Source organism: Undibacterium pigrum, assembly GCF_003201815.1.
GTDB lineage: Bacteria > Pseudomonadota > Gammaproteobacteria > Burkholderiales > Burkholderiaceae_D > Undibacterium > Undibacterium pigrum.
Map to the genome: position 1 here is coordinate 93,400 of NZ_QJKB01000006.1, position 24,461 is coordinate 117,860.

Below are 24,461 nucleotides of genomic sequence, written 5' to 3' on the forward strand. Positions count from 1 at the left end.
TGTTGCCGCTTATTTTATACCGATGTAGATGGCAGCTTGTTGTGGTCCCTGATATTCTTCAAAATCAGTCAGGTAAAGGCGTTCATGTGCTGCGCCACTGGAAAAATAAGACCAGACCTTGCCCCAGCCTTCTATGATGGCAGCAGGCATTTCACCTTCGCAGTTAAATACCATGTAGCGTCCCGCAGCGATGTTGACGCTGGCGAAATCTGCCGGTGCCGAAGTCACCGCAACGCCTGCAGTCACGTCAAACAAGCCACTCGCATCGCTTTCATAATTTGAATACACACCATAGATTTTTCCATCACCGGTTTTTCCTGGCAATGTCTCTGGCAAACTCCTGGCAAAAAATTGTCCCCACAGAGGGCCTATCTTGCCCTTGGCGTTATCGGCTTCATCCGCATTGCGGGTGCGTACTTGCAGGCCGCTGATCTGGAAACTGTCTACTGTGACGATTTTTGTTTGCATGGTTTTATCCTGTTCCAAAAGTGATGAATGACTTACTTCTTCATGGGTTGACGTATGATGGTTTTCCAGTTTTCTGGCGCTGCCTTGCGTATATCGCTGAGATAAATCTCGTGATGCTTGCCTGCCAGCTTGCCATGTGCGTCGATGTACTGATGCAGGCGTTCTATGGTTGGCCCTTCATCACTGAAAGGACCTTTGTGCAGGATTTGTGCGCAATGTCCTTCATTGAAATTTTCAAAGCGTAATTGCTGCAGCGCTGGCAGGTTTTTTTTCTTGCCCGCTGCCGTGATGGCATCTGCCACCATTTCCGCAGTGATGAACTCAGGCTGCATGATCATCATGGTCCAGCACCATTGGTTTTTACGGTCTGCTACAAAATCGGCCATATCGTCGGCCCACCACAGGCCCTCAAGCGGCATGACGGCATAGTCTATCGCTGCACTGCTTTTCTTTATCATGAACTTCAGGGTATAGGACACCGTAAACAAGGCTTCGACGGCGGCGCTATACTCAGCAGAAGAATTTGGATCACCCTGGCCATCTATCATGAGAAAATGAAATACAGGGACATCGACCTCGGTCACAGTCGTGGCTGAAGCCTGATAAACAGATTTCAATTGTTTCTTCAAATCCAGTTTTTCCATGATGACGGTCTATTCTTCTTGTCAGAGAGGTAGCTACCTTAGCATGAAGGGATTTGACAAATCTTGCGGACTTGTAGTCGGGCTATATGAAAGGGAACCATAATGGACGCCAGTTTGACGATACGTTGTGCCAAGGAAGCTGATATCGCCGCCATGCAAGCCCTGATTGCGCGCTCAGCCATACAGCTCAGCGCAAGCTTTTATACACCAGAGCAGGCGCAAGCACTGCTGACACATGTATTTGGCGTCGACACACAACTCATCCATGACCAGACTTATTTTGTCATTGAAGAACAGGGCAGGATGCAGGCCTGTGGCGGCTGGAGCAAACGCAAGACCCTGTTTGGCGGCGACCAGGCCAAGCATGGCGTGGACGGATTGCTGGATCCGGCGACAGAAGCAGCACGCATACGCGCATTCTTTGTCGAACCCTCAGCCGCACGGCGTGGCCTGGGCCGTCTTTTACTGGAACATTGCAGTACCCAGGCGCAGGCGGCAGGCTACACCGTGCTGGAGCTGGCGGCTACCATGCCGGGTGAGCCGTTGTACTTGGCCTGTGGTTTCCAGGTGTTTGAACGCTTCCAGCTTGATTTGCCAGATGGCGTGATCGCCCCGCTTAGCCGCATGCGCAAGTTGCTAGCCTGATTTATTCATGTTCGCGTTTTAATTCTTCACGCTTGATATGCTGCCATGAGCCCAGCCGATGATGGCGTGGCATGGGCTGGGCATCTATGCGCGCATTGAGCCTGCTGACCCAGACGCACCAGCTTGCCCATAAGTTGCCAAATAAGTTGCCAAATAAGTTGTCAAAATATTTCTCAAACATGCTGACAGGCTGGTCTGGTGCGGCAGATCGGGGGCCATTTCCAGTTTTATTCTTCATGTTGTTTCCCCATGCAATGCTGTTCACCGGGGCAGTATAGGTGCTAAGCTATGCACAGGGAATCGACAAATTTGCGCTTTTCATCCGCATAAATGCACAGTCCATCTACATCAACTATATCCATCTCTGACGCTCCAGATGCCGCACGCCTGGACTGGGATGACTTGCGTTATCTCCTGGCTGTCGCCAGAGGCAGCTCCTTGTCCGCCGCCGCAAGGGTCTTGAAAGTCACACATTCCACAGTATTGCGCCGGGTAGAAGCCATGGAAGCAAAGCTGGCCGTGCGTTTGTTCGAGCGTTTGCGCACTGGCTATGTCTGTACAGAAGCTGGTGAAAACCTGCGGCGCGCAGCTGAGCAATGTGAATCCCTGATTGCACAGGCAGAACGTGAAATCATCGGTGGAGATACCCGTCTCACCGGGCATGTGCGCGTCACTACCGCCCATGTCGTTGCCATGTATTTATTACCTGCTGCCCTGGCAAAATTTCATGCCCGGCACAGTCAGATTGAAGTCGAAGTGCGCACGGCCCGCGCAAGAGTGGACCTCGCAAGGCGTGAAGCAGATGTGGCAATCCGCATGTCTGCTGAGGTACCTGACAGTCTGGTAGGGCGGCAACTGGGGCAAATCAGGATACGTGTATATGGCTGGCATGAAGCGCCTTGCATGGCCAGGCTCAAACCGCATACTCTGTTGCCACTGGAGGCATTGACGCAGGATTTCCCCTGGATAGGTTTTGATGGTCAGGACAGAACATATGACCGCTGGGTCGATGCGCATGTGCCTGCGCAAGTCGTGGTGGCACGGGCCGACCATTTTCCCAGTGCCACTGCACTGATCAGGACAGGTATGGGTGTCAGTATCCTGCCGGAATTTGTTGCACGCGACGTGCCGGGATTGCGTGCTTTGTCTGAGCCAATTGCAGCTTTGCAATCTCCTTTATGGATGCTGACACATGTGGATTTGCGGAATACGGCAAGAGTGCGCGCTTTCATGCAAATTGCAGGCAATGCATTGCAAGCAGCTTTGCAACAAGACTTTACTGAGGAATAGTCATGCAAAATACCTCATCTCCTGGTAAGCGATTTTTAAGGCGTTTTTTTCTCTTTATTGCTGGTTTGAGCCTGACCATATTATGTCTGCTGGGTATAGCCCTGGCGATATTCTGGGCGCCCGATAAACCTGTCGATGAATTGAAAGCACGCTGGGCACCGCCACCTTCGCAATTCATTACTGTCAATGGCATGTCTGTTCATGTACGTGATGAGGGCAAACAGGATGACCCTGTACCCATCATCTTAATTCATGGCACTTCAGCCAGCCTGCATACCTGGGAAGCCTGGGTGGCAGAATTGAAAGGCCAGCACCGCGTCATCAGCATGGATATACCCGCCTTTGGCCTGACCGGCCCCAGGGCCGATGCTGATTACCGCAGCCCCACCTATGCCAGATTCATCCTCGACTTGCTGGACACCATGAAGGTAGAGCGTTGCATCATAGCCGGTAATTCTCTCGGGGGTGAAGTGGCATGGCAGGTCGCAGTGGCAGCGCCGCAAAGGGTAGAGCGGCTGATACTGGTGGATGCCGGTGGCTATGCTTTCAAGTCCAGCTCTATACCCTTGGGTTTTCGTATCGCCCGCATGCCGCAAGTTGCCTGGATAGCAGAACATATCTTGCCGCGTCGCATGATGGAAAACAGTGTGAAAAATGTGTATGGCAACCCTGATAAAGTCACGCCAGCCCTGGTCGACAGATATACCGCCATGACTTTGCGCGAAGGTAACCGCCATGCCCTGAGCCAGCGCTTCCAGCAAACCAGTTCTGGTGCTCACGCAGCCAGCATCAAGAACATACATGTGCCTACATTGATTATCTGGGGTGGGCAGGACAGACTGATACCACCGGAATATGCCAGCAAATTCAATCAGGATATTGCAGGCAGCAAGCTGGTGATATTCGACAAGCTGGGCCATGTGCCGCATGAAGAAGATCCGGCAGCAACGGTGGCAGTTGTGAAAGAATTTTTGAAATGAATAGAAAGATGTGGATACCTGTAAACGCAAAAAGCCCACCAGGGGTGGGCATTCCATTCATTCCGGCAAACTGACAACAACCCATGCTATCTGCGTGGTGTCACTGCTTGGTGCATCACCCGTGCTATCTGCGCGGTGTAATGTGGGGGTGTTTGCCTGTTCCTGCTGGTCCGCTATAGTTCGGTCCATGACAGGAGCTACCACGAATGAGATCCTTCAACACTTCACTACACCATTTCCCGGTTCGCATATATATACACATATACATGCAAAACCAGCCGGTGAGAATGAAGGCGCTTTGGAGTAGGCTGAGCTTACTCTGCGGTCTTGTGCACAGGATGCACTATGCATCCTTTAACGACAATACCATTTTCTCTTGATCCATGCTATCTGCAAGGTACCAAAAGCCGGTAAGTATCATTCTGCGCATCAGCATTTTGTACTGGACGAAAACACTGACAGGTGAAGGGTGTCGCCATGCGATTGACTAGTCCCCAGCAACCCATGCTATCTGCGTGGTGTCACTGGCCGGTATTACTAAACTAGTCAAAAGCGCTGCGACTGGGCAAATTGAATTCGCCCGGCAAGGTCCCTGAGGACCTTAAGTCTGATTAAGACAGAATCTGGATGTTGCTGGCTTTGTCGCCTTTAGGACCGGCTGTGCGCTCGAAAGACACACGCTGGTTTTCGCTCAGGCTTTTGAAGCCGCTGGACTGTATGTCCTGGAAGTGTGCGAACAAATCTGCACCACCTGCATCAGGAGCGATAAAGCCGAAGCCCTTGGCATCGTTGAACCATTTAACTATACCTGTTTGAGTACTCATGTTTTTTTCCTTTTGATAAAACCATAGGCGAAATTGCCCAATATGGACTTGTAAGCAAGTGATAAAACCAGTGGAGAAAAGACAGAACAGCCAGAGAGATAAAGCTATGCGGAATTGGGACCAACAAATTAAGGACTTGATGCAAGTACAGGACGGAATATACACGTTTACTTTGAAAGTGCCTAATTTTTTTTAAAAAATATTTTGAGCGACTAATCGTGCGGATTTTTGACTGGCACTTAATTACTATGATTTTTTCAATGTCGAAAAGACCGCGCTTGCAGAGCATTGTGTCTGGCAAATTGCCCCATCCCTCATAGGAAAGTAAATAGTAAAACTGTCCGATGTAACAATTGATTTTCTTGCTTGACAAGGCGCAGGGTGAACACGATTATCTAGTGTGAAAGACAAGATATTTTTGCAGTCTGAAATTAACCGCATACATAAGGTGGCAGGCAATGAAACATTATTTTGAATACCAGGATTCCAAGTCTTATAAATTTTGGCAGATAGAAATTGAAGCAAATACCTTGAATGTGAAGTACGGCAAGATAGGTACCGCAGGTCAGGAAAAAATCAGCAGCTTTGATACGCCAGAAAAAGCGCAAAAGGAAATGGAAAAGCTGATCAGTGAAAAAACCAAAAAGGGTTATGTAGAAAAAACCGATGCCAGCGCCAAGAAAGTAGCGCGACGTATAGGCGTCAGTTACGACGAAGCAGAAGAAGGCAAGACCCTGCTGGAAAAAGTCACCGCTTTCCTGGACAGTAGCCAGGCAACAGAAGTTGAGTCACTGGTGATTGCTGCGTGGGAAGAAGCATATGAAGAAGGCCCGCAAGAATCCCTGAACCTGTTGATCGCCAATCCAGGCAAACTGCCCCAATTGAAAGAATTGTTTGTTGGTGACATGGATTCAGAAGAGTGTGAAATATCCTGGATCACCCAGGCCGATTACACAAATCTGTTTGCAGCCTTCCCCGCGCTGGAACGCTTGCATATCAAGGGTTCGAAAGACCTGGTCTTGACTTCCCAGCCGCTAAAACATGAGCATCTCAAAGCATTGACCATAGAATGTGGTGGTCTGCCCAAAGAAGTCATAGAAAAAATTGCGACAGCCCATTTGCCCAGTCTCGAATATCTGCAACTGTATATCGGTGTTGATGAATATGGCTTTGACGGTAAGCTTGATGATTTACGTCCCTTCATGCAAAAAGGCCTGTTCCCCAAACTGAAACATCTGGGCCTGGTAGACAGTGAAATCGCCAATGAGATAGCGATTGAAATTGCGCAGGCATCTGTGCTGGAGCAACTGGAAACGCTGGACCTCTCCATGGGCACGCTCAGCGACGAGGGTGGTCGCGCCTTGCTGGACAGCAGCAAGATAGCCGGGCTTAAAAAGCTGGACTTGCATTACCATTATTTGTCGAATGACATGATCAAGGAATTCAAAAAATTGTCTATCCTGGTGGATGTCACTGACCAGCAAGACACTGAAGATGAATGGCGTTATCCAGCAGTCACAGAATAAAGACAGATGCAAAAGAAATCCCGCTTTGTACTGATAGGTAATCCTGAAAACCGGCGTGTACATTTTTTCCAGGAAGCATTGCAGCAAGCAGGGCAGGATGCTGCCCTGGTCATCCCCTATCTGGGTATATTGAATGGTGAGTGCAAACTGCCTGATGTACTCAGGGATGGTGACACGGTAAGGATAGAGTCGCCAGGTGAAAATTTTGCAGTGGAAAAGAAAATACTCGCCCTTGGTGGTCTGGAAAATGCCAGCGAACTGGAAGATGAACGCGGCAGGATTTATCATCCGCGACTATGGTTCCAGGGGTTTTCCAGATTGATGGGATCAATCGCACAGCAGGCAGCCGGGCTGCACTTTTTTAATCATCCTGAAGACATCATCAGCATGTTTAACAAGCCCTTGTGCAAACAAATATTGTCAGCCCATACGCTACCCAGCCTGCCAGTATTTTCCAGCTATGATGAATTTTTCGCTTATGCAGAAGCGCAGGCGTACAGCCGCTTTTTTATCAAACTGAATTCCAGTTCTTCTGCATCGGGTATCGTCGCTTATGAATACAATAAAAGAAACGGTAAAGAGCAGGCTTACTCTACGGTAGAGATAGTGCATGGTATTGATGGTGAACGTTATTACAATTCACTGAAAATAAAAAAATATACTACACGAGACAAGATACAGAACATTCTTGATTTCTTGTTCGCACAGGGTGCCATGGTAGAAAGCTGGATACCCAAGGCCAGGCATGAAGACAGCTCTTACGATTTGCGGGTAATGGGTATCGCAGGCCAGCGCAGACATGCCATTGCCAGGCTCAGTCGTGGTCCCATGACCAACCTGCATCTGGGCAACCAGCGCTGTGCAGTGGATGAACTGGAATTGCCCTCAGCTACCTGGCAAGAAATCGATACCCTGGTAGAAAAAACCATGCTGGCTTTTCCACGTTCCCTGTATGCGGGGCTGGATATCCTTTTGCCAAGGAATGATAAATCACCCGTGCTGCTGGAAGCTAATGCCTTTGGCGATTTGCTGCCTAACTTGCTGCACAAAGATGAGAATACTTATCTGGCAGAAATCAATGCAGTGCTGGAAAGGCAGAGGCTGACTCATGCTTAAGACAAAAAAAGCCAGTCTGCTTTTTGATATCGACAATACCCTGGTAGACAGGGATGCTGCTTTTCACGCTTACGTGATGGATTTCATCAGCAGGAATCAGGCGGCATTTTTTGAAGCAGATATGTCGCAGGTGCTTGCAAAAATACTTGCACTGGACTGCCATGGCAGGAAAGACCGCAAGCTTTTTTGTCAGGAAGTATTGCAAGGTTTTCCTGGCCTTCCATATACCGCAGAAAGCTTATGGGAAGATCATATGTCATTGCCAGATTTCGTCAAGCCAGATAGCGTGATCAATGCGATGCTGGAGCGTTTATCTGCCGATTACCAGCTCATGATTATCTCAAACGGTTCAGCCAATATGCAAAGGCGAAAACTACATCAGGCTGGCCTTGCCGATTACTTTGAACATATCTTCATTTCTGCTGAAGTGGGTTGTGCCAAACCTGATATGCAATTGTTTTCACATGCCTTGAGTTACGCTCACCATGCCAGTGTAGTCATGATAGGGGACGACTACATCAATGATATGCAGCCAGCCATGGCCATGCAATTAACAACAATTTTCATCAACCCTGGAAATGAAACCGTGGCAGTCAGACCAGATCATCAGTTATCCGGCATCCATGACCTGGAGGAGGCCCTGGCATGCATGATATGAACCAGATCGTTGGTAAGAGCAACGTACTCTTCATCACTCTTGATACCCTGCGCTATGACATTGCACAAGAAGAGCTTGCCGCAGGTCGCACGCCTTTTCTTGCCAGTGTATTGCCATCAGGCTGGGAAGAACGCCATGCCCCCGGTTCTTTTACTTATGCATCGCACTGCGCTTTCTTTGCCGGTTTTCTTCCTACTCCTGCCAGGCCGGGCGTACATGAACGTTTATTTTCATTGAAGTTCGCGGGCAGTGAAACCACGGGAACAAACAGTTATAGTTTTGATACGCCGGACATCGTCAGCGGCTTTGCTGGCATCGGTTACCGCACTATCTGCATAGGCGGGGTTGGTTTCTTCAAGAAGCAAAATCCCTTGTCTTGTGTTTTGCCGGATCTTTTTCAAGAAAGTTACTGGCAGCCAGAGTTTGGTGTGACCGATCCTGAGTCAACCAGGCATCAAGTTGAATTTGCCATAGAGTTGTTGCAGCAAAAACTTGATCAAAAAGTTTTTTTATTTATGAATTTATCTGCATTACACCAGCCCAATTGTCATTACCTGCCCGGTTCAGTTGGCGATAACCTGGACAGCCATGCTGCGGCATTGCGTTATATCGACAGCCAGTTGCCGCCCTTGTTACAGGCATTCAATCAAATGGGTGATACTTTTGTGATTATCAGTTCTGACCACGGCACAACCTACGGTGAAGACGGCTTTACAGGGCACAGGCTGGGGCATGAAAAGGTCTGGACTATCCCCTATGCAGATTTTCATATGACACGCGGGAGTTTGGTATGACAGAGATAGCTCATACATTTCGCCGCTATCTGGAAGAGACCAATCGCTTTCAAAGCTATCTGTATTCTTATCCGCACAAAACAGCATATAGAAATTTTGAAGAAAAGCTGGATTTAAAAGAACTCTGGGCGACAGAAAAAAAACATGCACTGTATCTCTACACGCATATTCCTTTTTGCCGCATGAAATGCTCATTCTGTAATTTGTTCACGGTATCCCATCCCAAGGAAGACCTGGTCAGTCTCTATCTGAAAAAAATCCAGCTGGAAGCTGAAGTGGTGAGAGATAGCCTCGGCGATTTCAACTTTGCCGGTTATGCCATAGGCGGTGGTACACCCAGCCATCTGGATACCAAGCAACTGGAACAGCTATTCTCGGTGTACACCAATACGCTGGGCGTAGACTTGAAAAACACACCAGGTTCCTTCGAGATTTCACCCGATACCATCAATGATGAAAAGCTGACTTTCCTGTCGCAGCATGGGGTGCAAAGACTCAGCATAGGCATACAAAGCTTCATTGAAACTGAAGCGCGTTCGGTAGGCCGGGTACAGCCAGAAACCGTGATGGAACCACTGCTCGAAAAAATAAGCAGTTACCAGTTCCCGGTATTTAATCTGGACCTGATTTATGGCATACCAGGGCAAACTGCAGAAACCTGGCTGGCATCGCTGCAAAAAGCGGTACAGTTTCAACCAACTGAAATTTTTCTTTATCCCTTGTATGTGCGTCCCCTGACTTCGCTATTCAAGAAGCATATCAGCATACAAAACGAAGACATACGTAGCACACTTTACCGTATAGGGCGTGACTTTTTGCAGGCCAATGGTTATGTGCAAGATTCCATGCGCCTGTTCCGCAAGCAGGTAGCTGGTTTGCGTGAGAGTTCAGAATATTCATGTCAGGAAGATGGCATGATAGGCCTGGGTACGAACGCAAGGTCTTACACGACAGATGTACATTATTCGACAGAATACGCAGTGGCCAAGCCGAATGTGGCAGCGATCATCGATGACTATGTTGCGAAGGAACGTGCCGACTTCATGACGGCCAGTTATGGCATACGCCTGTCTGAGGATGACAGAAAACGGCGTTACCTGATCAAGTCTTTTTTGAAATCGCAAGGCTTGGATGCTGCGCATTACCAAAGCATTTATGGAACGGATGTGTATGCGGATTTTCCTGAATTGCAAAGCTTGCTGGAAATGAATCTGGCACAAGAAAGTGCCGGTCGCATGCAACTGCAAGGGGAAGGAATGGCTTATTCTGATCTTATCGGTCACTGGTTTATTTCGCCAGCAGTCAAACAAAAGATGCAGGAGTATGTCACCAAATGAGCCTGAAAGTCATTTACCGCGGCCACCTGACAGATTGCAATTACAGTTGCGAATACTGCCCCTTTGCCAAAGAAAAAAACAGCCGTGAATTGCAGGCGCTGGATAAGAAAGACCTGGACAGATTTGTGGACTGGGTAGAGCAAAACAGTAGTGCCGACCAGCCCATGGAAGTGTTTATTACACCTTACGGTGAAGCCCTGGTGCGCAAATGGTATCAGGAAGCGGTGATACGTTTGTCACATCTGCCGCATGTCAGCAAGGTGGCGGCGCAAACCAATCTGGCCTGGAATACGCAATGGCTGTCGCGCTGTAATACCCAGACCACGGCTTTGTGGACTACCTATCATCCCGACTTTGTGACGGAAGAAAAATTTGTCAGCAAATGCAATGAACTGGCTGCCTTGCAGATACGTCATAGCGTAGGTGTAGTGGGTTTGAAGCAGCATTTCCCGCAAATCACTTCTCTGCGCCAGCGCCTGCCACAGGATGTGTATATGTGGATCAATGCCTATAAGCGTGAAGTTGATTATTACTCGGAAGAAGAAATCGCTTTTCTTGAAGATATCGATTATTTGTTCAGGTTGAACCTGCCCTGGTATGAAAGCATGGGCAAAGACTGCAAGGCCGGCAGTGAGGTGGTGTCTATAGAAGGTAATGGCGACCTGTTCCGCTGCCACTTCATCAAAACCCGCAAAGGCAATATTTTTACAGACTCGCTGGCCAGCATGCTCAAGAAAGAAACTTGCAGTAAAGCGACTTGTCATTGCCATATAGGTTATATCCATCTGGATGCCATGAAATCGCATGAAGTGTATGGCAGTGGCTTGCTGGAAAGGATACCTGTGCGTTTTTCCTGAAGGCATTCAGGAGCTAGAAAGGACGCAAGTGGTTTGCCTCTTATACGATTTTTTCATGCTTTAAGCTGAAAACAATCGTTTGTCGTCTATGCACAAGGAAGTAATATCGGTTGAACTTAAAGCTCATTAGCATGGAAAGCGATACCGTATGAACACAACTTCAAACTTAGCCTTAACTCTGCCAAAGCGACGAAATGCCTTACTGGTAACGGCCTTGCTGTCGGCCTTATCTACCATGTCTGCACAGGCACAGGAAATTATCCCACCACAATCAGATACCGTGATTGTGACTGGTACACGCAGCATCAAGCGTACTGTGTCTGACTCTGAAGCACCTGTCGATATCCTGACTTCCAAAGATTTGCAATCGACAGGCTCTGGTGAACTGGCAACGGTATTGAGCCGTTTGCTGCCTTCTCTGAACTTCCCGCGCCCTGCGGTGGCAGACGGCACATCTGCCAGCCGCCCGGCACAATTACGTGGACTGTCGCCTGATCAGACTCTGGTGCTGGTGAATGGCAAACGCTGGCATACCTCGGCTGTGGTGAATGTGAATGGCACGGCAGGGCGTGGTTCTTCGCCGGCTGATTTGAATACCATCCCCATCAGTTCCATCGACAAGATAGAAGTCTTGCGTGATGGTGCGGCAGCGCAATATGGTTCAGACGCGATTGCCGGTGTCATCAACATCATTCTCAAAAAAGGTGCAGAGGGTGGCGCAGTGCAAGTGGGTGGTGGCCAATACAGTAAACGTGATGGCACACAAGCCAGTTTGAGCGCCAACTTTGGCACGGCATTGGGTGAGAAGGGTTGGGCGCGTTTTACCGCAGAGCAGCGCAACCAGAATGAAACCAACCGCGCCGGTGCTGATTTCCGTAATCCGCTGGAACCCTTGTACGGCAGGGTTAACCAGGTACAAGGCGACCCCAAGCTGCAACAAACCAACCTGGGCGTGAATGCATCGTTGGCACTGGCTACAGATATAGAGTTATATGGTTTTGCCAACTACAGTCGCCGCAGCACTGATGCCGCCGCAACCTGGCGCACGGCTTACTCCACAGGCACGACTTTGCGCACTCCGCTATACCCAAATGGCTTTCTGCCAAATGAAGCGGGAACGAATACGGATGTGTCCGTCGTTGGTGGTGTCAAAGGTCGTACCGACGGCTGGCGCTGGGATGCCAGTGTCAATTATGGCTCCAGCGAATTCAGCCTCGACATCAACAATACCGTCAACCTGAGTCTGGGTGCCACCAGCCCTACGAAGTTTTATGCTGGCAAGCTGAAAAATACCCAGACCCTGGCAAATTTTGATGCAGCCCGGGAGATAGAATTTGCTGGTCTGGCAAATCCGCTGACGCTGGCGCTTGGCGCAGAATACCGCCGCGACCAATATGAAATTGGTGCGGGTGAAGCGAATTCTTATTTCGGTAGCGGCGCACAGGGTTTCTCTGGTTTCCAGCCTTCGAATGCAGGCAGCTTCAGCCGCCACAGCACGGCGATCTATGCCAACGTCGAAGCTGAACTGAACAAGCAACTGAGTGCTTCGTTGGCCTTGCGTCATGAAAATTACAGCGATTTTGGCAGCGTCACTTCTGGCAAATTGTCTGGCCGTTTTGCATTCACTAAAGAATTTGCCTTGCGTGCTGCGGCGTCAAATGGTTTCCGCGCGCCTTCACTGGCGCAACAAAATTACACCATCTCGACCACTAATCTGATTACCATCAACGGCAGTTCACAACTGGTGGATACCGGCACTTTCGGTGTCGCCACGGCTGCTGCCAAGGCTCTTGGTGCTGTACCGCTGCAAGCAGAAAAATCACGCAATTACAGCCTTGGTGCAGTCCTGCAGCCTAGCAAGAATGCCACTCTGAGCATCGATGCTTACCAGATCGATATTGATAATCGCATCCTGTATTCTGGCAATCTTGTTTTGCCAGCGGCTTTGCAAAGTGTGCTGGCACAGCAGGGTGTACTGGTTGGTGCAGCGCGTTATTTCACTAATGCGCTCGATACCAAGACGCGTGGTGTTGATGTCGTTGGTTCTTACCAGATACCGCTGTCTGGCACAGACAAGCTGGGCTTTACAGTAGCCTACAATCACAATGACACGACAGTCAAAAATGTTGCTGCCAATCCAGCGATTCTGACGCAAAACAATCTCTTGCTGATAGACAGGCAAACCATTAACCGCGCAACCGAGGCGACACCAAAAGACAAATTCAGCATCGCTGCTGACTATGCCTTTGCCAACTGGAATATCCATGGCCTGGCCACCCGCTACGGCAGTTTTGTTTCGCCACAAAACAGTGTGGCACTGGACCAGACTTACAGTGCCAATACAGTGCTGGACCTGGCTGCCAGCGTCAAGCTGGGTAAATGGACCATCAGTGCCGGTGTCGATAATCTGACAGACAAATATCCTGACCAGGTGACGTCGGCAGGCAATTTGAATTCTGGTGGGACGCTGCCATACAGTACATTCTCGCCTTACGGTTTCAATGGTCGTTACTACTATGCTAAGGCTGCCTACACTTGGTAATCGTATAAATAGCTGCCATTTTGAAAGGATTGCTGGTGCAATCCTTTTTTAACATCTGCAAATTAGTAATGAAATAAGTGCATATCAATAGACGAGGCGATGGATGTTTCCGTTAAAATTTTGAAGAATCCCAACTTTATCCATTCATGATGCGCCACTTTTTTTTCCGGCTATGCACTTTATGTCTATTTGCCTGTCAAATTGCTTCAGTTGACGCGGCAGAAACGCGTATCGTTAAAAGTAGCAATGTCGAAATTCCAGAAATACTTAATCAGTATCGACTGCCTGAAGAGATCAGTTTCGATGCTATGACTTCTGATGAAGTAAAAGAAATTCAAATACAGACAAAAAAAGTTGATTGCCTGGCATGGGCGTTTTTGATTAACCAGGGAGGGCGCCTTCCCGTCATGGCAACTTTTGCGAATGGAAATGGAAGTAAGCATTTTATTGGTGCGCAAATTGGCGTGGCGAAAATCAATAATGTGTTTCGCCGCTTTGAGGGCAGGGGGAGTAGTTATGAATACTTCAATACCAAAATCAAAGAAAAGCATGCGGCGAAATTTCAGTTTGCGGATTTTAGACCAAGAACATTCGCTGATGCCACAAAATTTCTCAGCGCTTCTATGTATAACACGGTCCCATTAAATTTGATCAGCGAAGATGTGCAAATACGCAATCGCTCGACAAGCTGTACTTTTGCCGATCGGAAATGCCGAGTATATGTAGGTGAATTCAAAGCGAGCTGGTTACTTGATAATTTACGTGAGCAAACAATTGAGCATCCCGCAATCAAGCTGGAGTTCGAAGATAGTTGCCCCGCAACCAGTGCTGGCATGTTTGAGAATTTCAACAGCAAACTAAGTCCACTACACGAAAAATTGTTTCGGATTAGACACGGTCTATGAACTGTTTGCCGCATATGCCATGTCACATGATGGCTTCGACTTCCGTCTAATAGTGTCTTGTGTGCATTATTCTTCGCTTCATTTTCTGTGGCATTTATTGCAATGCCGATCAGCCTGCGCTCACCTATCTCAATTTCAATCTGACTTTGTATAGAGAAAAGCCTATTTTTAATGTACTTCTTCCCTGGAGTAATATTAAACGGTATATATTTATCGATAAACAGTAAAAATATATTGCTTTTCGAAATTTCTGGTTTAGAATTCATATCACTAATTCAATCAGGAGTGCCAAATGCAAGTTCAAAAACATGCCAGGATTGCCAATATTCGCAAGTTGAGCAGGTATTTTCTTTTCCTGACGGTAGCTCTAATGGCCATTATTGCTATTGGTGGTATTGGCTTCCCTGTTTTCCTGATGACGGTATCCTCCGGAGATTTAACTGTGGCCGGATACCTGGCACGAGCCGCAACACTGGACGATGGTTTTTTCTCGCAGCTGAAAGAGGGCTTGAGCTTGCAGTTAAAGGTGGTTGCGGGACTTGTCTGGCTCGCCTGGTGCACTGTGGTGTGGAGGGTGCTCGTCCATATCAATCAATTGCTTACATGCTTTCATGATGGAGAAATTTTTAATAAGAAGGCCATCTTTCATGCAAAAAGAGCGTTCAATCTCAACTTGATACTTGTCGCTTCGGCGCTGGGCATAGATTTTCTCGCCATCGTTTTTAGCTATGTCTACCCAAGTGCTGGTGGTACTGGTGATATAGGGCATTTTCTTGGCCGCGTATTAGATCAGATGACATGGATAGGATTCTTCTTGCTCTTGCTGTGGTCGCTGGAAATCGGTGTCGACCTTAATGAAGAAGCTGAACTGACCATCTGAGGACACTATGCCCATTACTGTGAATCTAGATGTTGTCCTCGCCCAGCGCAAGATGCGTTTGAATACTTTGGCTGAGCTGGTCGATATCACGCCACAAAATCTGTCCGTATTAAAGACCGGCAAGGCCAAGGCGATACGCTTTGATACCCTGGAAAAAATTTGCGAAGTGCTGGCATGCCAGCCGGGCGATATTCTGGCTTATACACCAGATGCGCCAGATGCACCGGCGACAGAAGCCTGATTTATGCGGTATCAGTCTCTGGAAATATGCCTACATATCTGGCTCGCGGACGTATGAGCTGGCCAGTTTCTACCTGTTCCATGGCGTGGGCTATCCAGCCCGCCGTGCGGCCCAGGGCAAACAGGATTTGCGCGGCACCCGGCGGCAACTGGCAGGCAATTTCTACTGCGACGAGACCATAATCTATATTCAGTTTTTGACCTGTCAGGTCTTCTGCCGCCTCAGCCACGGCAAACAATGCTGCATGTTCTTTTCTGCCCAGCATTTCCATCAGCAGGGCACCGCGTGGGTCGCCTTCCGGGTAAAGCGGATGCCCAAAGCCCGGCAACCTTGGTGAAAAATGATGGCTGGCATCGTGGCTGTTCAAACGGCTGTTGAGCGAGTTGACAATATCGTCTGGATGGCAGGCCAGTGCCTCACGCAGCATCTGGCCTACCCGCAAACTCTCGCCCCCATGTTTGGGGCCAGAGAGTGCGGCAAGCCCGGCTACCAGAACCATGCCCATGTGTGCACCGGCAGAAGCAACACAACGCACGGTAAAGGTTGATACATTTAATTCATGGTCAGCACTGACGACCAGGGCAGCGCGCATTAAATCTGCCTGCTCTGCATTTAACTGCCATGCCTGCGCCAGCTTTTGATGGAAGGGCAGATAATCAGGTTCTGTACCCAATAGCGCCGCTGCCATGAGATGCATCCACAGCATTGCTTTCTGGTGAACATGGATATTGCCAAGCTGCTCTACGGTTGACGCCAGCAATGGCAGTATGCTGATGGCCCTGTCATAAAGAGATAAGGCGGCGCTGGTGCATGACAGTTCCGGCCATATTGACTTCAAGGCAAGCAGGCAATCAGATGGTAAATTCTGGCCTGGAGCGCCATCCCACAATATCAATGCAGTCTGTTCCAGGCTATGTGTTTTTGCCAGCGCGGCTACATGCTGGCCACGGTAATACAGCTTGCCATCTGCTACCTGCGTGATCCTTGATTCAAGAACCGGCACTCCCCAGTCTATTGCTGATTCTGCCGCACTACCTGCACGCTTGTTATCGCTGGTACGTGCCAGCAGGCGCAATACTTCTTCCTTCAGATAACGTTTCGCCCTTTGTCCCTGATACTGATGCGATTGCAGCAAACCACGGCTGACATAGGAATACAGGGTAGGCAGGCTGATGCCCAGCAATTCGGCAGCTTGTCTGGCTGTGAGAGTGTTATCCACGATTTATTTATATTGATAGTCAGAATCAAGATTGACCATGCCTGCATGCAGATCCTAGACTGCCTGCATGGACGGTTTATCGCATTGTGCGCTAATTTGATTTTATTTGGGAGAGCATCATGTCGGCAGCAGCATTATTGGCATCCTTGTGGGAAATGGGCCGTGGCGAACCTGAGGCTTTGCAGCAGGTAACATTCAGCGGTGATAACGCGCAATTGCCATCGACATTCCAGGTAGGTGATGTGGCCGCTGCCAGCATAGGCGTGCAAGCCCTGATGGCTGCGCAACTATGGCGGGAGCGTGGCGGAACTACGCAAAAAATCGGGATTGACAGACGCCATGCACTGGCGATGTTCAAGAGTGACCGTTACCTCAGCATCAATGGCAGACCTGCCGATGACCCCTGGAGCAAGATAGCAGGCTATTACCAGGCAGGAGATGGCCGCTGGATACAATTGCATACCAATTTTCCGCATCACCGCGATGGTGTGCTGGCTGTCTTGCAATGTGCAGATGAACGTACAGAAGTCGCTAAAGCCATCGCTGGCTGGAAAGCGGCTGAGCTGGAACAGGTACTCGCCGATGCTGACATGTGCGCTTCCATGATACGCACAGAGCAGGAATGGCAGGCGCATCCACAAGCACAGGCCATTGCCGGCTTGCCCCTGTTTGAAGTAAGACGCATTGCCGATGGCCCTGTTATCCCCTGGAAGCCGGAAAATGGACAACGCCCCTTGAGTGGTGTGCGGGTACTGGATTTATCGAGGGTGATTGCCGCACCCGTAGGTGCTCGTACACTGGCGCAGCATGGTGCTGATGTACTTGCCATCAGTGCGGCGCACCTGCCGAATATCATGCCGCTGGTGATGGATACCGGGCGTGGAAAACGCTCGGCACAACTGGATTTGCGTGATGCAGCAGGGAGACAGCAATTGCATGAACTGATAAGCAGTGCCGATGTTTTCATGCAGGCGTACCGGCCCGGTTCATTATCACAACTAGGTTATTCAGCCGAAGAATTATGTGCGTTGAACCCAGGCCTGATACATGTCAGTTTGTCTGCCTATAGTCATGTAGGCCCCTGGGCAAACCGGCGTGGTTTTGACAGCCTGGTGCAATCTGCCAGCGGAATTGCTGATGCCGAAGGGAGGGCGACCGGCGGTACAGCGCCAGGCAAGTTGCCTTTCCAGGCACTTGATCATGCAACAGGTTACTTGCTGGCTTATGCGACCATGCTGGCCCTGCAAAAACGCGCAGTTGAAGGCGGTAGCTGGCAAGTCAGGGTATCGCTGGCGCAGACAGGGCGCTGGCTGCAAGCCATGCCCAGACGTGGTTTGCATGAAGATGCGGCAGAATTACGAGAGGATGAAATCGCCAGTTTTTTGCAGACCTCAAGTTCAGGTTTTGGCGAAGTGCAGGCGATTGCTCCAGTAGAAAAAATGAGTCTGACACCCGCGCATTTTGAATTGCCTGCACCTACACTTGGACAACATGCACCAGTCTGGCTGCCGTAAACTGAAATTCAAATGGCATGTTGCTGCAGCCAGCCATGCAATGTGGTGATGAGCTCCGGTGCTTTTTCCAGTGGTGACATATGGCCGCAATCTTCTATGATACGCAGTCTGGCGTTTGCTAATCCATGCGCCAGCTTTTCTGATTCTGTCAGGCTGCGCATCTGGTCATTCTTGCTGGCGACGACAAGAGCAGGGCAGGTAATTCCAGCCAGTTCATGATGCCCATCGGCACGTATGATGGACAGTTGCTGCAAGAAGACTTGTTTGCCGAGTGCTAGTGACATGGCCTGTAAATGCGCCAGCATGACATCATCGTCCTGGCGTTCAGGATGCAGGGCGCGGCGCAGGGCTGTCATAGTCTGGCCCTTGTAGGGATAGTGTTCCAGCAGCTTGATTTGCTGACGGTTTTTGCTGTCTTCATCTGCTGTGCTGGCGCGTGCTGATGTGTTCAGTAAAACCATGCCACTCATGGCTTTGCCTTGCTGAAGCGCCAGCCATGCCAGATGGCGCGCTACATAGCCACCCAGAGAAAAACCGATAATGATGGCCTTGTCTGGCAATGCCGGGAGCAGGCGTGTCGCCATATCCTCTATGCTGTTTCCCTCATTCAAATCAGCGAAATGCACCTGTCCCAGTTGCTCCAGTCCCGGTAGCATGAACTTCCATAAACTGGCATCGCACATGAAGCCGGGGATGAGCAGGAACTGGCGTGCTGGCCTGGTATCAGCGAGTGTGGATTCGGGCATGCGGTTTAATGAAGGTTGATTTATTTCTTTTTGATGTTTTGCAAAAGACTGTTCACTTGCTGACTCAGTGGTATGTCATGCTGACGCAATAACTGCACATGCAAGACCAGGTTTTCCAGCACCAGCTTTGCTGCGACTGCCAGCAAGGTGACTTGCCTGTCTTCATTGCTGAAGTTTTCCATGGCATCGGCCATATCGCACAGATGCTGCGCGGTGATCGCGCGCAGCTCGTCTTCTTCAAAGGGCAGGTCAGCAAAATCGATAGGGTCTTCCTGCTCCACTTCCTTCATCAGCTCTTGCAGTTGTTCTGGTGTGATGGACATGCGCAATCTCCCCGAAAATAGCGAACCGGACTTTTCGGACTTACGAAAAACCGTCCCAACTGCGTTGCAGCTCCTAGCCGTACTAAAGTACTGTCTTCGTCGCTGCGCCTTGCTGGGACAATTTTTGCGTAAGTCCTATTATTCCATTTCTCTATTCTCATTGTAGACTGCTTTTGGGGGCGCTGAATACTGCACTTTTTTCTTAACTCATTTTTTGACTGAAAGCCCAAAGACGGCCAGCCCACCCAGTGCCAGCAATGCACCCAGCCAGCCGGTGGAGGTCCAGCCATATCCTATCGTGATGACCACGCCACCCAGCCAGGCACCAAGTGCATTGGCGACATTGAATGCAGAATGATTCAAAGCGGCGGCCAGGGTCTGTGCATCACCTGCCACATCCATCAATCGTATCTGCAAGGCAGGGCCGATAGCAACCAGGGTGCCTAACAAGAATACCCAGATGATGGCTGATACTGTGTAGCTCATCACGAAAGAAACGCCACCTAAAACCACAGCATTCCACAGCAACAGGACAGCAATGGAACGCAGCAGATTTTTGTCTGCCAGCCTTGCACCCAGCATGCTGCCCACCACCATGCCCACACCAAACAGTGACAGTATCAAAGGGATGACACCAGCAGACATGTGGGTGACTTCAGTGAGTATGGGTTTGATGTAGCTGAACACGGCAAACATGCCACCAAATCCGACTGCGCCTATGCCCAGTGTCAGCCAGACCTGCTTGTTGGCCAGTGCGCTCAGTTCACTTCTGGGATTCGCGTTGTTTGTTGCGGGTACATCCGGTACTGCAAAATACACAGCCACGCTACTGATCACCGCCAGGGAGGCGACAAAAAAATAAGCAGCCTGCCAGCCCCATGTCTGCCCCAGCCAGGTTGCAGCAGGGACGCCAAGCAGGGTAGAACTGGTCAGGCCCAGGATGACCAGCCCGACCGCAGTGGCGCGTTTGTGGGGCGCTACCATATTGGCCGCAAGCAGCGTGGCGACACCAAAGTAGGCACCGTGCGGCAGGCCAGCGATGAAGCGCACGATATTCAGTGACAGGAAATCGCTAGTCAGTGTGCCGGCAAAATTGCCCGCAGCGAACAGCAATATGAGCGCGATCAGCAAGGTCCTGCGCGGCCAGCTGGCTGTCAGCACGGCAAACATGGGGGCACCGATGACCACACCAAAGGCATAGGCGCTGACGACATGACCAGCCTCTGGTATGGATACAGCAAGATCTTGCGCTACTTCTGGCAGCAAGCCCATCATGGCGAATTCACCTGTGCCTATGGCAAAGGCACCAAGACCCAATGCAGTGACAGCGTATAGAAACCGGCGCTGGGTATGCTCACTCGATTTGATACTTTGCGTCGCACTTGCTGCGGCAGCCGATGCTGCGGCAGTCGATATGGTATTGGACATGATGAACAATCAGAAGAAAATTAATTGGCGACAGTGAAACGCTTCTGGATATGCCTGGGCGTTTCCAGTTCATCCACGATAGCGACAGCCAGATCCTGTACCGATATGCCCGCTGGTGCATCACCAACGCCGGGCAGCAGATTGTCTGCACCTACCCGGTACTGCCCACTACGCTCGCCAGGTGCCAGGCCTATCGGTGGCGACAGGAAGCTCCATTCCAGCGTGTCTTCTTTTTTGATGCGATTCAGGGCTTCCCTGGCTGCCAGTGCACCTTGTTTATATTCCGCCGGGAATTCAGGTACATCCACCAGTTGCACGCCAGGTGCCACGAACAAACTTCCTGCGCCACCAACCACCAGCAGACGCTTGACGCCTGCTTGCTTGATGCCTGTAAAGATGGCTTGTGTGCCCTGCAGGAACAGGTCATGGATTTGCGCTTCACCCCAGCCAGGGTTGTAGGCGCTGACTACGGCATCTTGCCCGGCTACCGCCTGTGCGACCTGTGCCGCATCGAGCACATCTGCCTTTACCACCGTAAGACCGGTTTGCGCGGCCACTTTGGATGGAGTGCGTGCCAGCAGGGTAACTTCATGGCCGCGGCTCAGCAGTTCTGCCAAAACGGGTGTGCCTACAAAACCGGTGCCGCCAATTAATGCGATTTTCATTTGAAACTCCTTTGTGTGTATGCTTAGTTTGTGATGCATAGTTTGAATACTTAATGATTTCTTGAATAGATAGTCAAAATCACTAACACTGTGAAGCTGTGCTAACAAATCATTGATTTATCTGGAGTGGAGATGGAACAGTACAAACGCATGGCCCTGTTTGCCGAAGTGGTTACCGCGGGTTCGCTGACGAGTGCTGCCCGCAAGCTGGGGATGACGCCGTCTGCAGTCAGCCAGCATTTGCGGGCGCTGGAATCAGACCTGGGCTTGTCCTTGTTGCATCGTTCGACACGCAAACTGACACTGACAGAGGCGGGTGCGCGCTATTTTGAAGGTTGTGCTGCCATGGTGGCGGCCGCCCGTTCTGCCGAGCAGGCGCTGGCCCGCCACAGGGATGAGCCTCAGGGTGAATTGCGTATCGCTGCGCCCATAGGTTTTGGCGGCATGCTGGCACGAGCCCTGATGCCTTTGCAAAAATATCCCAGCCTGAGTTTATGTCTGCTGGTGGATGATGCCGTGGTTGACCTGATTGATGAACGCATAGATATAGCACTGCGGGTAGGTAACTTGCCTGATTCCAGCCTGGTGGCACGCAAGCTGGGCAGCATGCCTGCCCAGCTATGCGCAGCGCCTGCCTATTTGAATGAGCATGGCTGGCCACAGCATCCTGATGATCTGGAACAACATGTGTGGCTGGGGGGCGCATCTACCCGTCATTTGCAGCTGTCCGGGCCAAGCAAGGCCAGCATTGATATAAAACTGCCAGTCAGGATACGGGCAACCCAGGTCACTGCCTTGCATGCGCTATGCGTGGCAGGCTGGGGTATCAGTATCGCAGTGAGTGAAGATGACCGCCGTGCTTTGGAAAATGGCAGCCTGGTGCCTATTTTGCCTGACTGGAAATTGCCGGATCTGGTCTTGCATGCGATTACGCCGCGCCGTGATGAACAGCCAGCCAAGGTACGTCATGCCCTGGCCTTGCTGGCAGAACATGTCGCCAAATTCGTCGTGTGAAGGGGATACGTGATTCAGCCAAATGGAAAACGCGCCAGCAATTCAAAATCTGCACCCGCCTCAGGCTCCATGAACAGCGCAATAGCGTCAATGACCAGGGCTTCAGACAGATTGAAATGCTGGATGGCGGCAGCATGTAGACTGTCTGCAATTGGCCCTGCATCCAGCCTGTCAGTCAGCGTCATGTGGAAGCGGAATTCTTCTGCTGTATAAGGGTAGCCCCATTCCAGCAGTAATTCATTTTGCCGTGCGCTCAATGGCATTTTCTGGCGGCGTGCCAGGTCAGCCTGGCTCATGGGTGCTCGGAAATCATCGAAATGACTGACGCAGGCAAAGGCAAATGCGTTCAGCGCAGCCTGGTCGCCGGTCGGGCGCAATGCCAGGAATTTTCCCATCCATTGCACCTCGGGTGCCTGTATCTGGATATGGTTTTGTTGCCTGCAAAATTCTTGCAAGGCCAGGCGCAAGTCAGCCTCAGTCCGGCCATCAGCAAGCTGAAAAGGCGCTTTCAGCGTGGCATGAAAACCATAGCGCCGTGCGTCGGTGCTCAGTTCTCGCTGCAAGCTGCTATCCAGCCCGGCGATGGCGGGCTGGGGCAGCAACTGGCCGTTTGCCGCATCGCGACCCAGCCAGTGACTGCCTTGCTGCCACCATGCACCATCAGGAGCAAAATACAGGGCATACCTGGTCATGCAGCTTTTATCCTGGATCAGTCAGCAACCTGGTCAGTAGGGAAGCGCAGCGAATCCCTTAGCAAGAAGCCCATGGACATATTCATATTGATGTTCTTCGGTGGTATCGGTTTGGTAAACCACTTTTCGTAGATGCGGTAGATTTCATTGTCATGGATGAGCCTCAGCATCTCGTTGTCGACGATTTTCTTGAAAGCCGGATCGTCCTTGCGCATCATGATGGAGTAGGGTTCTATCGACAAAGGGTCGCCAACGATGGCGAAGCTTGTCGGTGCCTTGGATTCTGCACGCAGGCTGTACAGCAATACGTCATCCATAGGGAAGGCATCTGCCTTGCCTTCTTCGACCATCTTGAAAGAATCCTGGTCGCTATTACCTTCTACCAGTTTGATGTTCAGTGAGCTGGTGTCATTCCTGTCATTCAGCAGTTTGACAGTGGTAGTACTCTTGGTGGTCACGACGGTACGGTTGCGCAATTGCGGCCAGTTCTTGATGCCACTGTCAGCTTTGACCAGGGCGCGTACGCTGGAAAAGAAATGCGGGATGGTGAATGCCACTTTCTTGCGTCGCTCTGCATTATTGGTGGTGCTGCCGCATTCCAGGTCTATCTTGTCTTCCAGCAGGGCGCTAAAGCGGGTGGCTGAATCGACCGGGAAGAACTGTATCTTCATGGCGGGCATCTTCAGTTCTTTTTTGATGGCTTCGGCTACTTTCAGACACAGGTCGACTGAATAACCCAGCGGCTGTTTGTTTTCATCCGTATAGGAAAAAGGGGCGGTTTCACGTATGCCTATCACCAGGGTCTGGGTCTTGCGTATCTTGCCTATGGTATCGCCCGCTTCTGCCAGCAGGGGCAGGGCCAGGCACATCACGGCAGTCATGCCACTAATTGCTTTTCGCATCATATTTTCCACCTGTAATTATGTGATTAACCTCGTGAGCTCGCGCCTGTTGCCAACCGACTCTAACAGCCATGGTACAAGACAAAGTATGAAATTCAAGCGCATCCACTAAACAAGATTTAGTAAAAAAAGTAAAATAATATTGCCTGGTCACAATAACTGAGTTAGTAAGCTGTTTTTTTGCCATGATTGCTGGTCGGCAAGTCAGTGCTTCCTTGCTTGCTGGCTCATGGGCAAATCATGCTAAGGTG

General features: G+C 50.3%; 27 protein-coding genes. 15 read left to right on the top strand and 12 right to left on the bottom strand.

The window, feature by feature from the left end; all coding sequences use genetic code 11:
• Positions 1–9 precede the first annotated feature (9 nt).
• Complete coding sequence (locus tag DFR42_RS17710; RefSeq protein ID WP_110256355.1) at positions 10–468, bottom strand: GyrI-like domain-containing protein; 459 nt, start codon at positions 466–468, stop codon at positions 10–12.
• Positions 469–500: 32 nt separating this feature from the next.
• Positions 501–1,112 carry a GyrI-like domain-containing protein gene (locus DFR42_RS17715; RefSeq protein WP_110256356.1) on the bottom strand — a complete coding sequence of 204 codons (612 nt, stop codon included), beginning with the start codon at positions 1,110–1,112 and terminating at the stop codon, positions 501–503.
• A gap of 102 nt (positions 1,113–1,214) precedes the next feature.
• Here DFR42_RS17715 and DFR42_RS17720 point away from each other — a divergent pair, with 102 nt between their 5' ends.
• Complete coding sequence (locus DFR42_RS17720) at positions 1,215–1,757, top strand: GNAT family N-acetyltransferase (RefSeq protein WP_110256357.1); 543 nt, start codon at positions 1,215–1,217, stop codon at positions 1,755–1,757.
• 1 nt (position 1,758) lies between these two features.
• Here DFR42_RS17720 and DFR42_RS17725 read toward each other — a convergent pair whose 3' ends face one another.
• The gene (locus DFR42_RS17725) at positions 1,759–1,995 is read right to left on the bottom strand and encodes a hypothetical protein (RefSeq protein ID WP_110256358.1); all 237 of its coding nucleotides are present in this window, start codon (positions 1,993–1,995) and stop codon (positions 1,759–1,761) included.
• 92 nt (positions 1,996–2,087) lie between these two features.
• On the opposite strand from DFR42_RS17725, the gene DFR42_RS17730 reads away from it, so the two are divergent.
• Together DFR42_RS17730 and DFR42_RS17735 are read left to right on the top strand one after the other, a co-directional pair.
• Complete coding sequence (locus tag DFR42_RS17730; protein ID WP_110256359.1) at positions 2,088–3,047, top strand: LysR family transcriptional regulator; 960 nt, start codon at positions 2,088–2,090, stop codon at positions 3,045–3,047.
• 2 nt (positions 3,048–3,049) lie between these two features.
• Positions 3,050–4,027, top strand: a complete 978-nt coding sequence (locus DFR42_RS17735) for an alpha/beta fold hydrolase (RefSeq protein ID WP_110256360.1) — start codon at positions 3,050–3,052, stop codon at positions 4,025–4,027.
• A gap of 57 nt (positions 4,028–4,084) precedes the next feature.
• Here DFR42_RS17735 and DFR42_RS29915 read toward each other — a convergent pair whose 3' ends face one another.
• Together DFR42_RS29915 and DFR42_RS17740 are read right to left on the bottom strand one after the other, a co-directional pair.
• Positions 4,085–4,216, bottom strand: a complete 132-nt coding sequence (locus tag DFR42_RS29915) for a hypothetical protein (RefSeq protein WP_281275174.1) — start codon at positions 4,214–4,216, stop codon at positions 4,085–4,087.
• A 422-nt stretch (positions 4,217–4,638) separates the two neighbouring features.
• Positions 4,639–4,851 carry a cold-shock protein gene (locus DFR42_RS17740; protein WP_110256361.1) on the bottom strand — a complete coding sequence of 71 codons (213 nt, stop codon included), beginning with the start codon at positions 4,849–4,851 and terminating at the stop codon, positions 4,639–4,641.
• Positions 4,852–5,309: 458 nt separating this feature from the next.
• On the opposite strand from DFR42_RS17740, the gene DFR42_RS17745 reads away from it, so the two are divergent.
• From DFR42_RS17745 to DFR42_RS17790, 10 genes are all read left to right on the top strand, one after another.
• A complete protein-coding gene (locus tag DFR42_RS17745; RefSeq protein ID WP_110256362.1) occupies positions 5,310–6,377 on the top strand; it encodes an STM4015 family protein in 1,068 nt (355 codons plus the stop codon).
• Positions 6,378–6,383: 6 nt separating this feature from the next.
• Positions 6,384–7,493, top strand: a complete 1,110-nt coding sequence (locus DFR42_RS17750; RefSeq protein WP_110256363.1) for an STM4014 family protein — start codon at positions 6,384–6,386, stop codon at positions 7,491–7,493.
• Entirely contained in the window at positions 7,486–8,151 is a 666-nt protein-coding gene (locus tag DFR42_RS17755; RefSeq protein ID WP_110256364.1) for an HAD family hydrolase, read from the top strand. The genes DFR42_RS17750 and DFR42_RS17755 overlap by 8 nt, the downstream gene beginning before the upstream one ends.
• A complete protein-coding gene (locus DFR42_RS17760) occupies positions 8,139–8,945 on the top strand; it encodes an STM4013/SEN3800 family hydrolase (protein ID WP_110256365.1) in 807 nt (268 codons plus the stop codon). Before DFR42_RS17755 ends, DFR42_RS17760 begins: the two co-directional genes overlap by 13 nt.
• Positions 8,942–10,282, top strand: a complete 1,341-nt coding sequence (locus DFR42_RS17765; protein ID WP_110256366.1) for an STM4012 family radical SAM protein — start codon at positions 8,942–8,944, stop codon at positions 10,280–10,282. The genes DFR42_RS17760 and DFR42_RS17765 overlap by 4 nt, the downstream gene beginning before the upstream one ends.
• Positions 10,279–11,139 carry an STM4011 family radical SAM protein gene (locus tag DFR42_RS17770; RefSeq protein ID WP_110256367.1) on the top strand — a complete coding sequence of 287 codons (861 nt, stop codon included), beginning with the start codon at positions 10,279–10,281 and terminating at the stop codon, positions 11,137–11,139. The genes DFR42_RS17765 and DFR42_RS17770 overlap by 4 nt, the downstream gene beginning before the upstream one ends.
• A 148-nt stretch (positions 11,140–11,287) precedes the next feature.
• The gene (locus DFR42_RS17775) at positions 11,288–13,681 is read left to right on the top strand and encodes a TonB-dependent receptor plug domain-containing protein (protein ID WP_110256368.1); all 2,394 of its coding nucleotides are present in this window, start codon (positions 11,288–11,290) and stop codon (positions 13,679–13,681) included.
• A 146-nt stretch (positions 13,682–13,827) separates the two neighbouring features.
• Positions 13,828–14,586, top strand: coding sequence for a hypothetical protein (locus DFR42_RS17780; protein ID WP_110256369.1), 759 nt, complete (start codon positions 13,828–13,830; stop codon positions 14,584–14,586).
• A 292-nt stretch (positions 14,587–14,878) separates the two neighbouring features.
• Positions 14,879–15,466: a hypothetical protein gene (locus DFR42_RS17785; protein ID WP_110256370.1), complete on the top strand. Its 588-nt coding sequence runs from the start codon at positions 14,879–14,881 to the stop codon at positions 15,464–15,466.
• 7 nt (positions 15,467–15,473) lie between these two features.
• The gene (locus DFR42_RS17790; RefSeq protein WP_110256371.1) at positions 15,474–15,707 is read left to right on the top strand and encodes a helix-turn-helix domain-containing protein; all 234 of its coding nucleotides are present in this window, start codon (positions 15,474–15,476) and stop codon (positions 15,705–15,707) included.
• 1 nt (position 15,708) lies between these two features.
• Here DFR42_RS17790 and DFR42_RS17795 read toward each other — a convergent pair whose 3' ends face one another.
• Positions 15,709–16,926, bottom strand: coding sequence for a citrate synthase family protein (locus DFR42_RS17795; protein ID WP_110256372.1), 1,218 nt, complete (start codon positions 16,924–16,926; stop codon positions 15,709–15,711).
• 119 nt (positions 16,927–17,045) lie between these two features.
• Between DFR42_RS17795 and DFR42_RS17800 the strand changes: the two genes are divergently transcribed.
• Positions 17,046–18,440, top strand: coding sequence for a CoA transferase (locus DFR42_RS17800; RefSeq protein WP_110256373.1), 1,395 nt, complete (start codon positions 17,046–17,048; stop codon positions 18,438–18,440).
• An 8-nt stretch (positions 18,441–18,448) separates the two neighbouring features.
• Here the strand turns inward: DFR42_RS17800 and DFR42_RS17805 are convergent, their stop codons facing one another.
• From DFR42_RS17805 to DFR42_RS17820, 4 genes are all read right to left on the bottom strand, one after another.
• Entirely contained in the window at positions 18,449–19,186 is a 738-nt protein-coding gene (locus tag DFR42_RS17805; RefSeq protein ID WP_110256374.1) for an alpha/beta fold hydrolase, read from the bottom strand.
• 20 nt (positions 19,187–19,206) lie between these two features.
• Positions 19,207–19,509, bottom strand: coding sequence for a hypothetical protein (locus tag DFR42_RS17810; protein ID WP_110256375.1), 303 nt, complete (start codon positions 19,507–19,509; stop codon positions 19,207–19,209).
• A gap of 207 nt (positions 19,510–19,716) precedes the next feature.
• Positions 19,717–20,937 carry an MFS transporter gene (locus tag DFR42_RS17815; RefSeq protein ID WP_110256376.1) on the bottom strand — a complete coding sequence of 407 codons (1,221 nt, stop codon included), beginning with the start codon at positions 20,935–20,937 and terminating at the stop codon, positions 19,717–19,719.
• A 20-nt stretch (positions 20,938–20,957) separates the two neighbouring features.
• Entirely contained in the window at positions 20,958–21,602 is a 645-nt protein-coding gene (locus tag DFR42_RS17820; RefSeq protein ID WP_110256377.1) for an NAD(P)-dependent oxidoreductase, read from the bottom strand.
• A gap of 132 nt (positions 21,603–21,734) precedes the next feature.
• Here DFR42_RS17820 and DFR42_RS17825 point away from each other — a divergent pair, with 132 nt between their 5' ends.
• Positions 21,735–22,616, top strand: a complete 882-nt coding sequence (locus tag DFR42_RS17825) for a LysR family transcriptional regulator (RefSeq protein ID WP_110256378.1) — start codon at positions 21,735–21,737, stop codon at positions 22,614–22,616.
• A 14-nt stretch (positions 22,617–22,630) separates the two neighbouring features.
• Here the strand turns inward: DFR42_RS17825 and DFR42_RS17830 are convergent, their stop codons facing one another.
• Positions 22,631–23,308, bottom strand: coding sequence for a DUF1045 domain-containing protein (locus DFR42_RS17830; protein WP_110256379.1), 678 nt, complete (start codon positions 23,306–23,308; stop codon positions 22,631–22,633).
• Positions 23,309–23,325: 17 nt separating this feature from the next.
• Positions 23,326–24,210 carry an amino acid ABC transporter substrate-binding protein gene (locus tag DFR42_RS17835; RefSeq protein WP_245937004.1) on the bottom strand — a complete coding sequence of 295 codons (885 nt, stop codon included), beginning with the start codon at positions 24,208–24,210 and terminating at the stop codon, positions 23,326–23,328.
• Between the last annotated feature and the right edge of the window lie 251 nt (positions 24,211–24,461).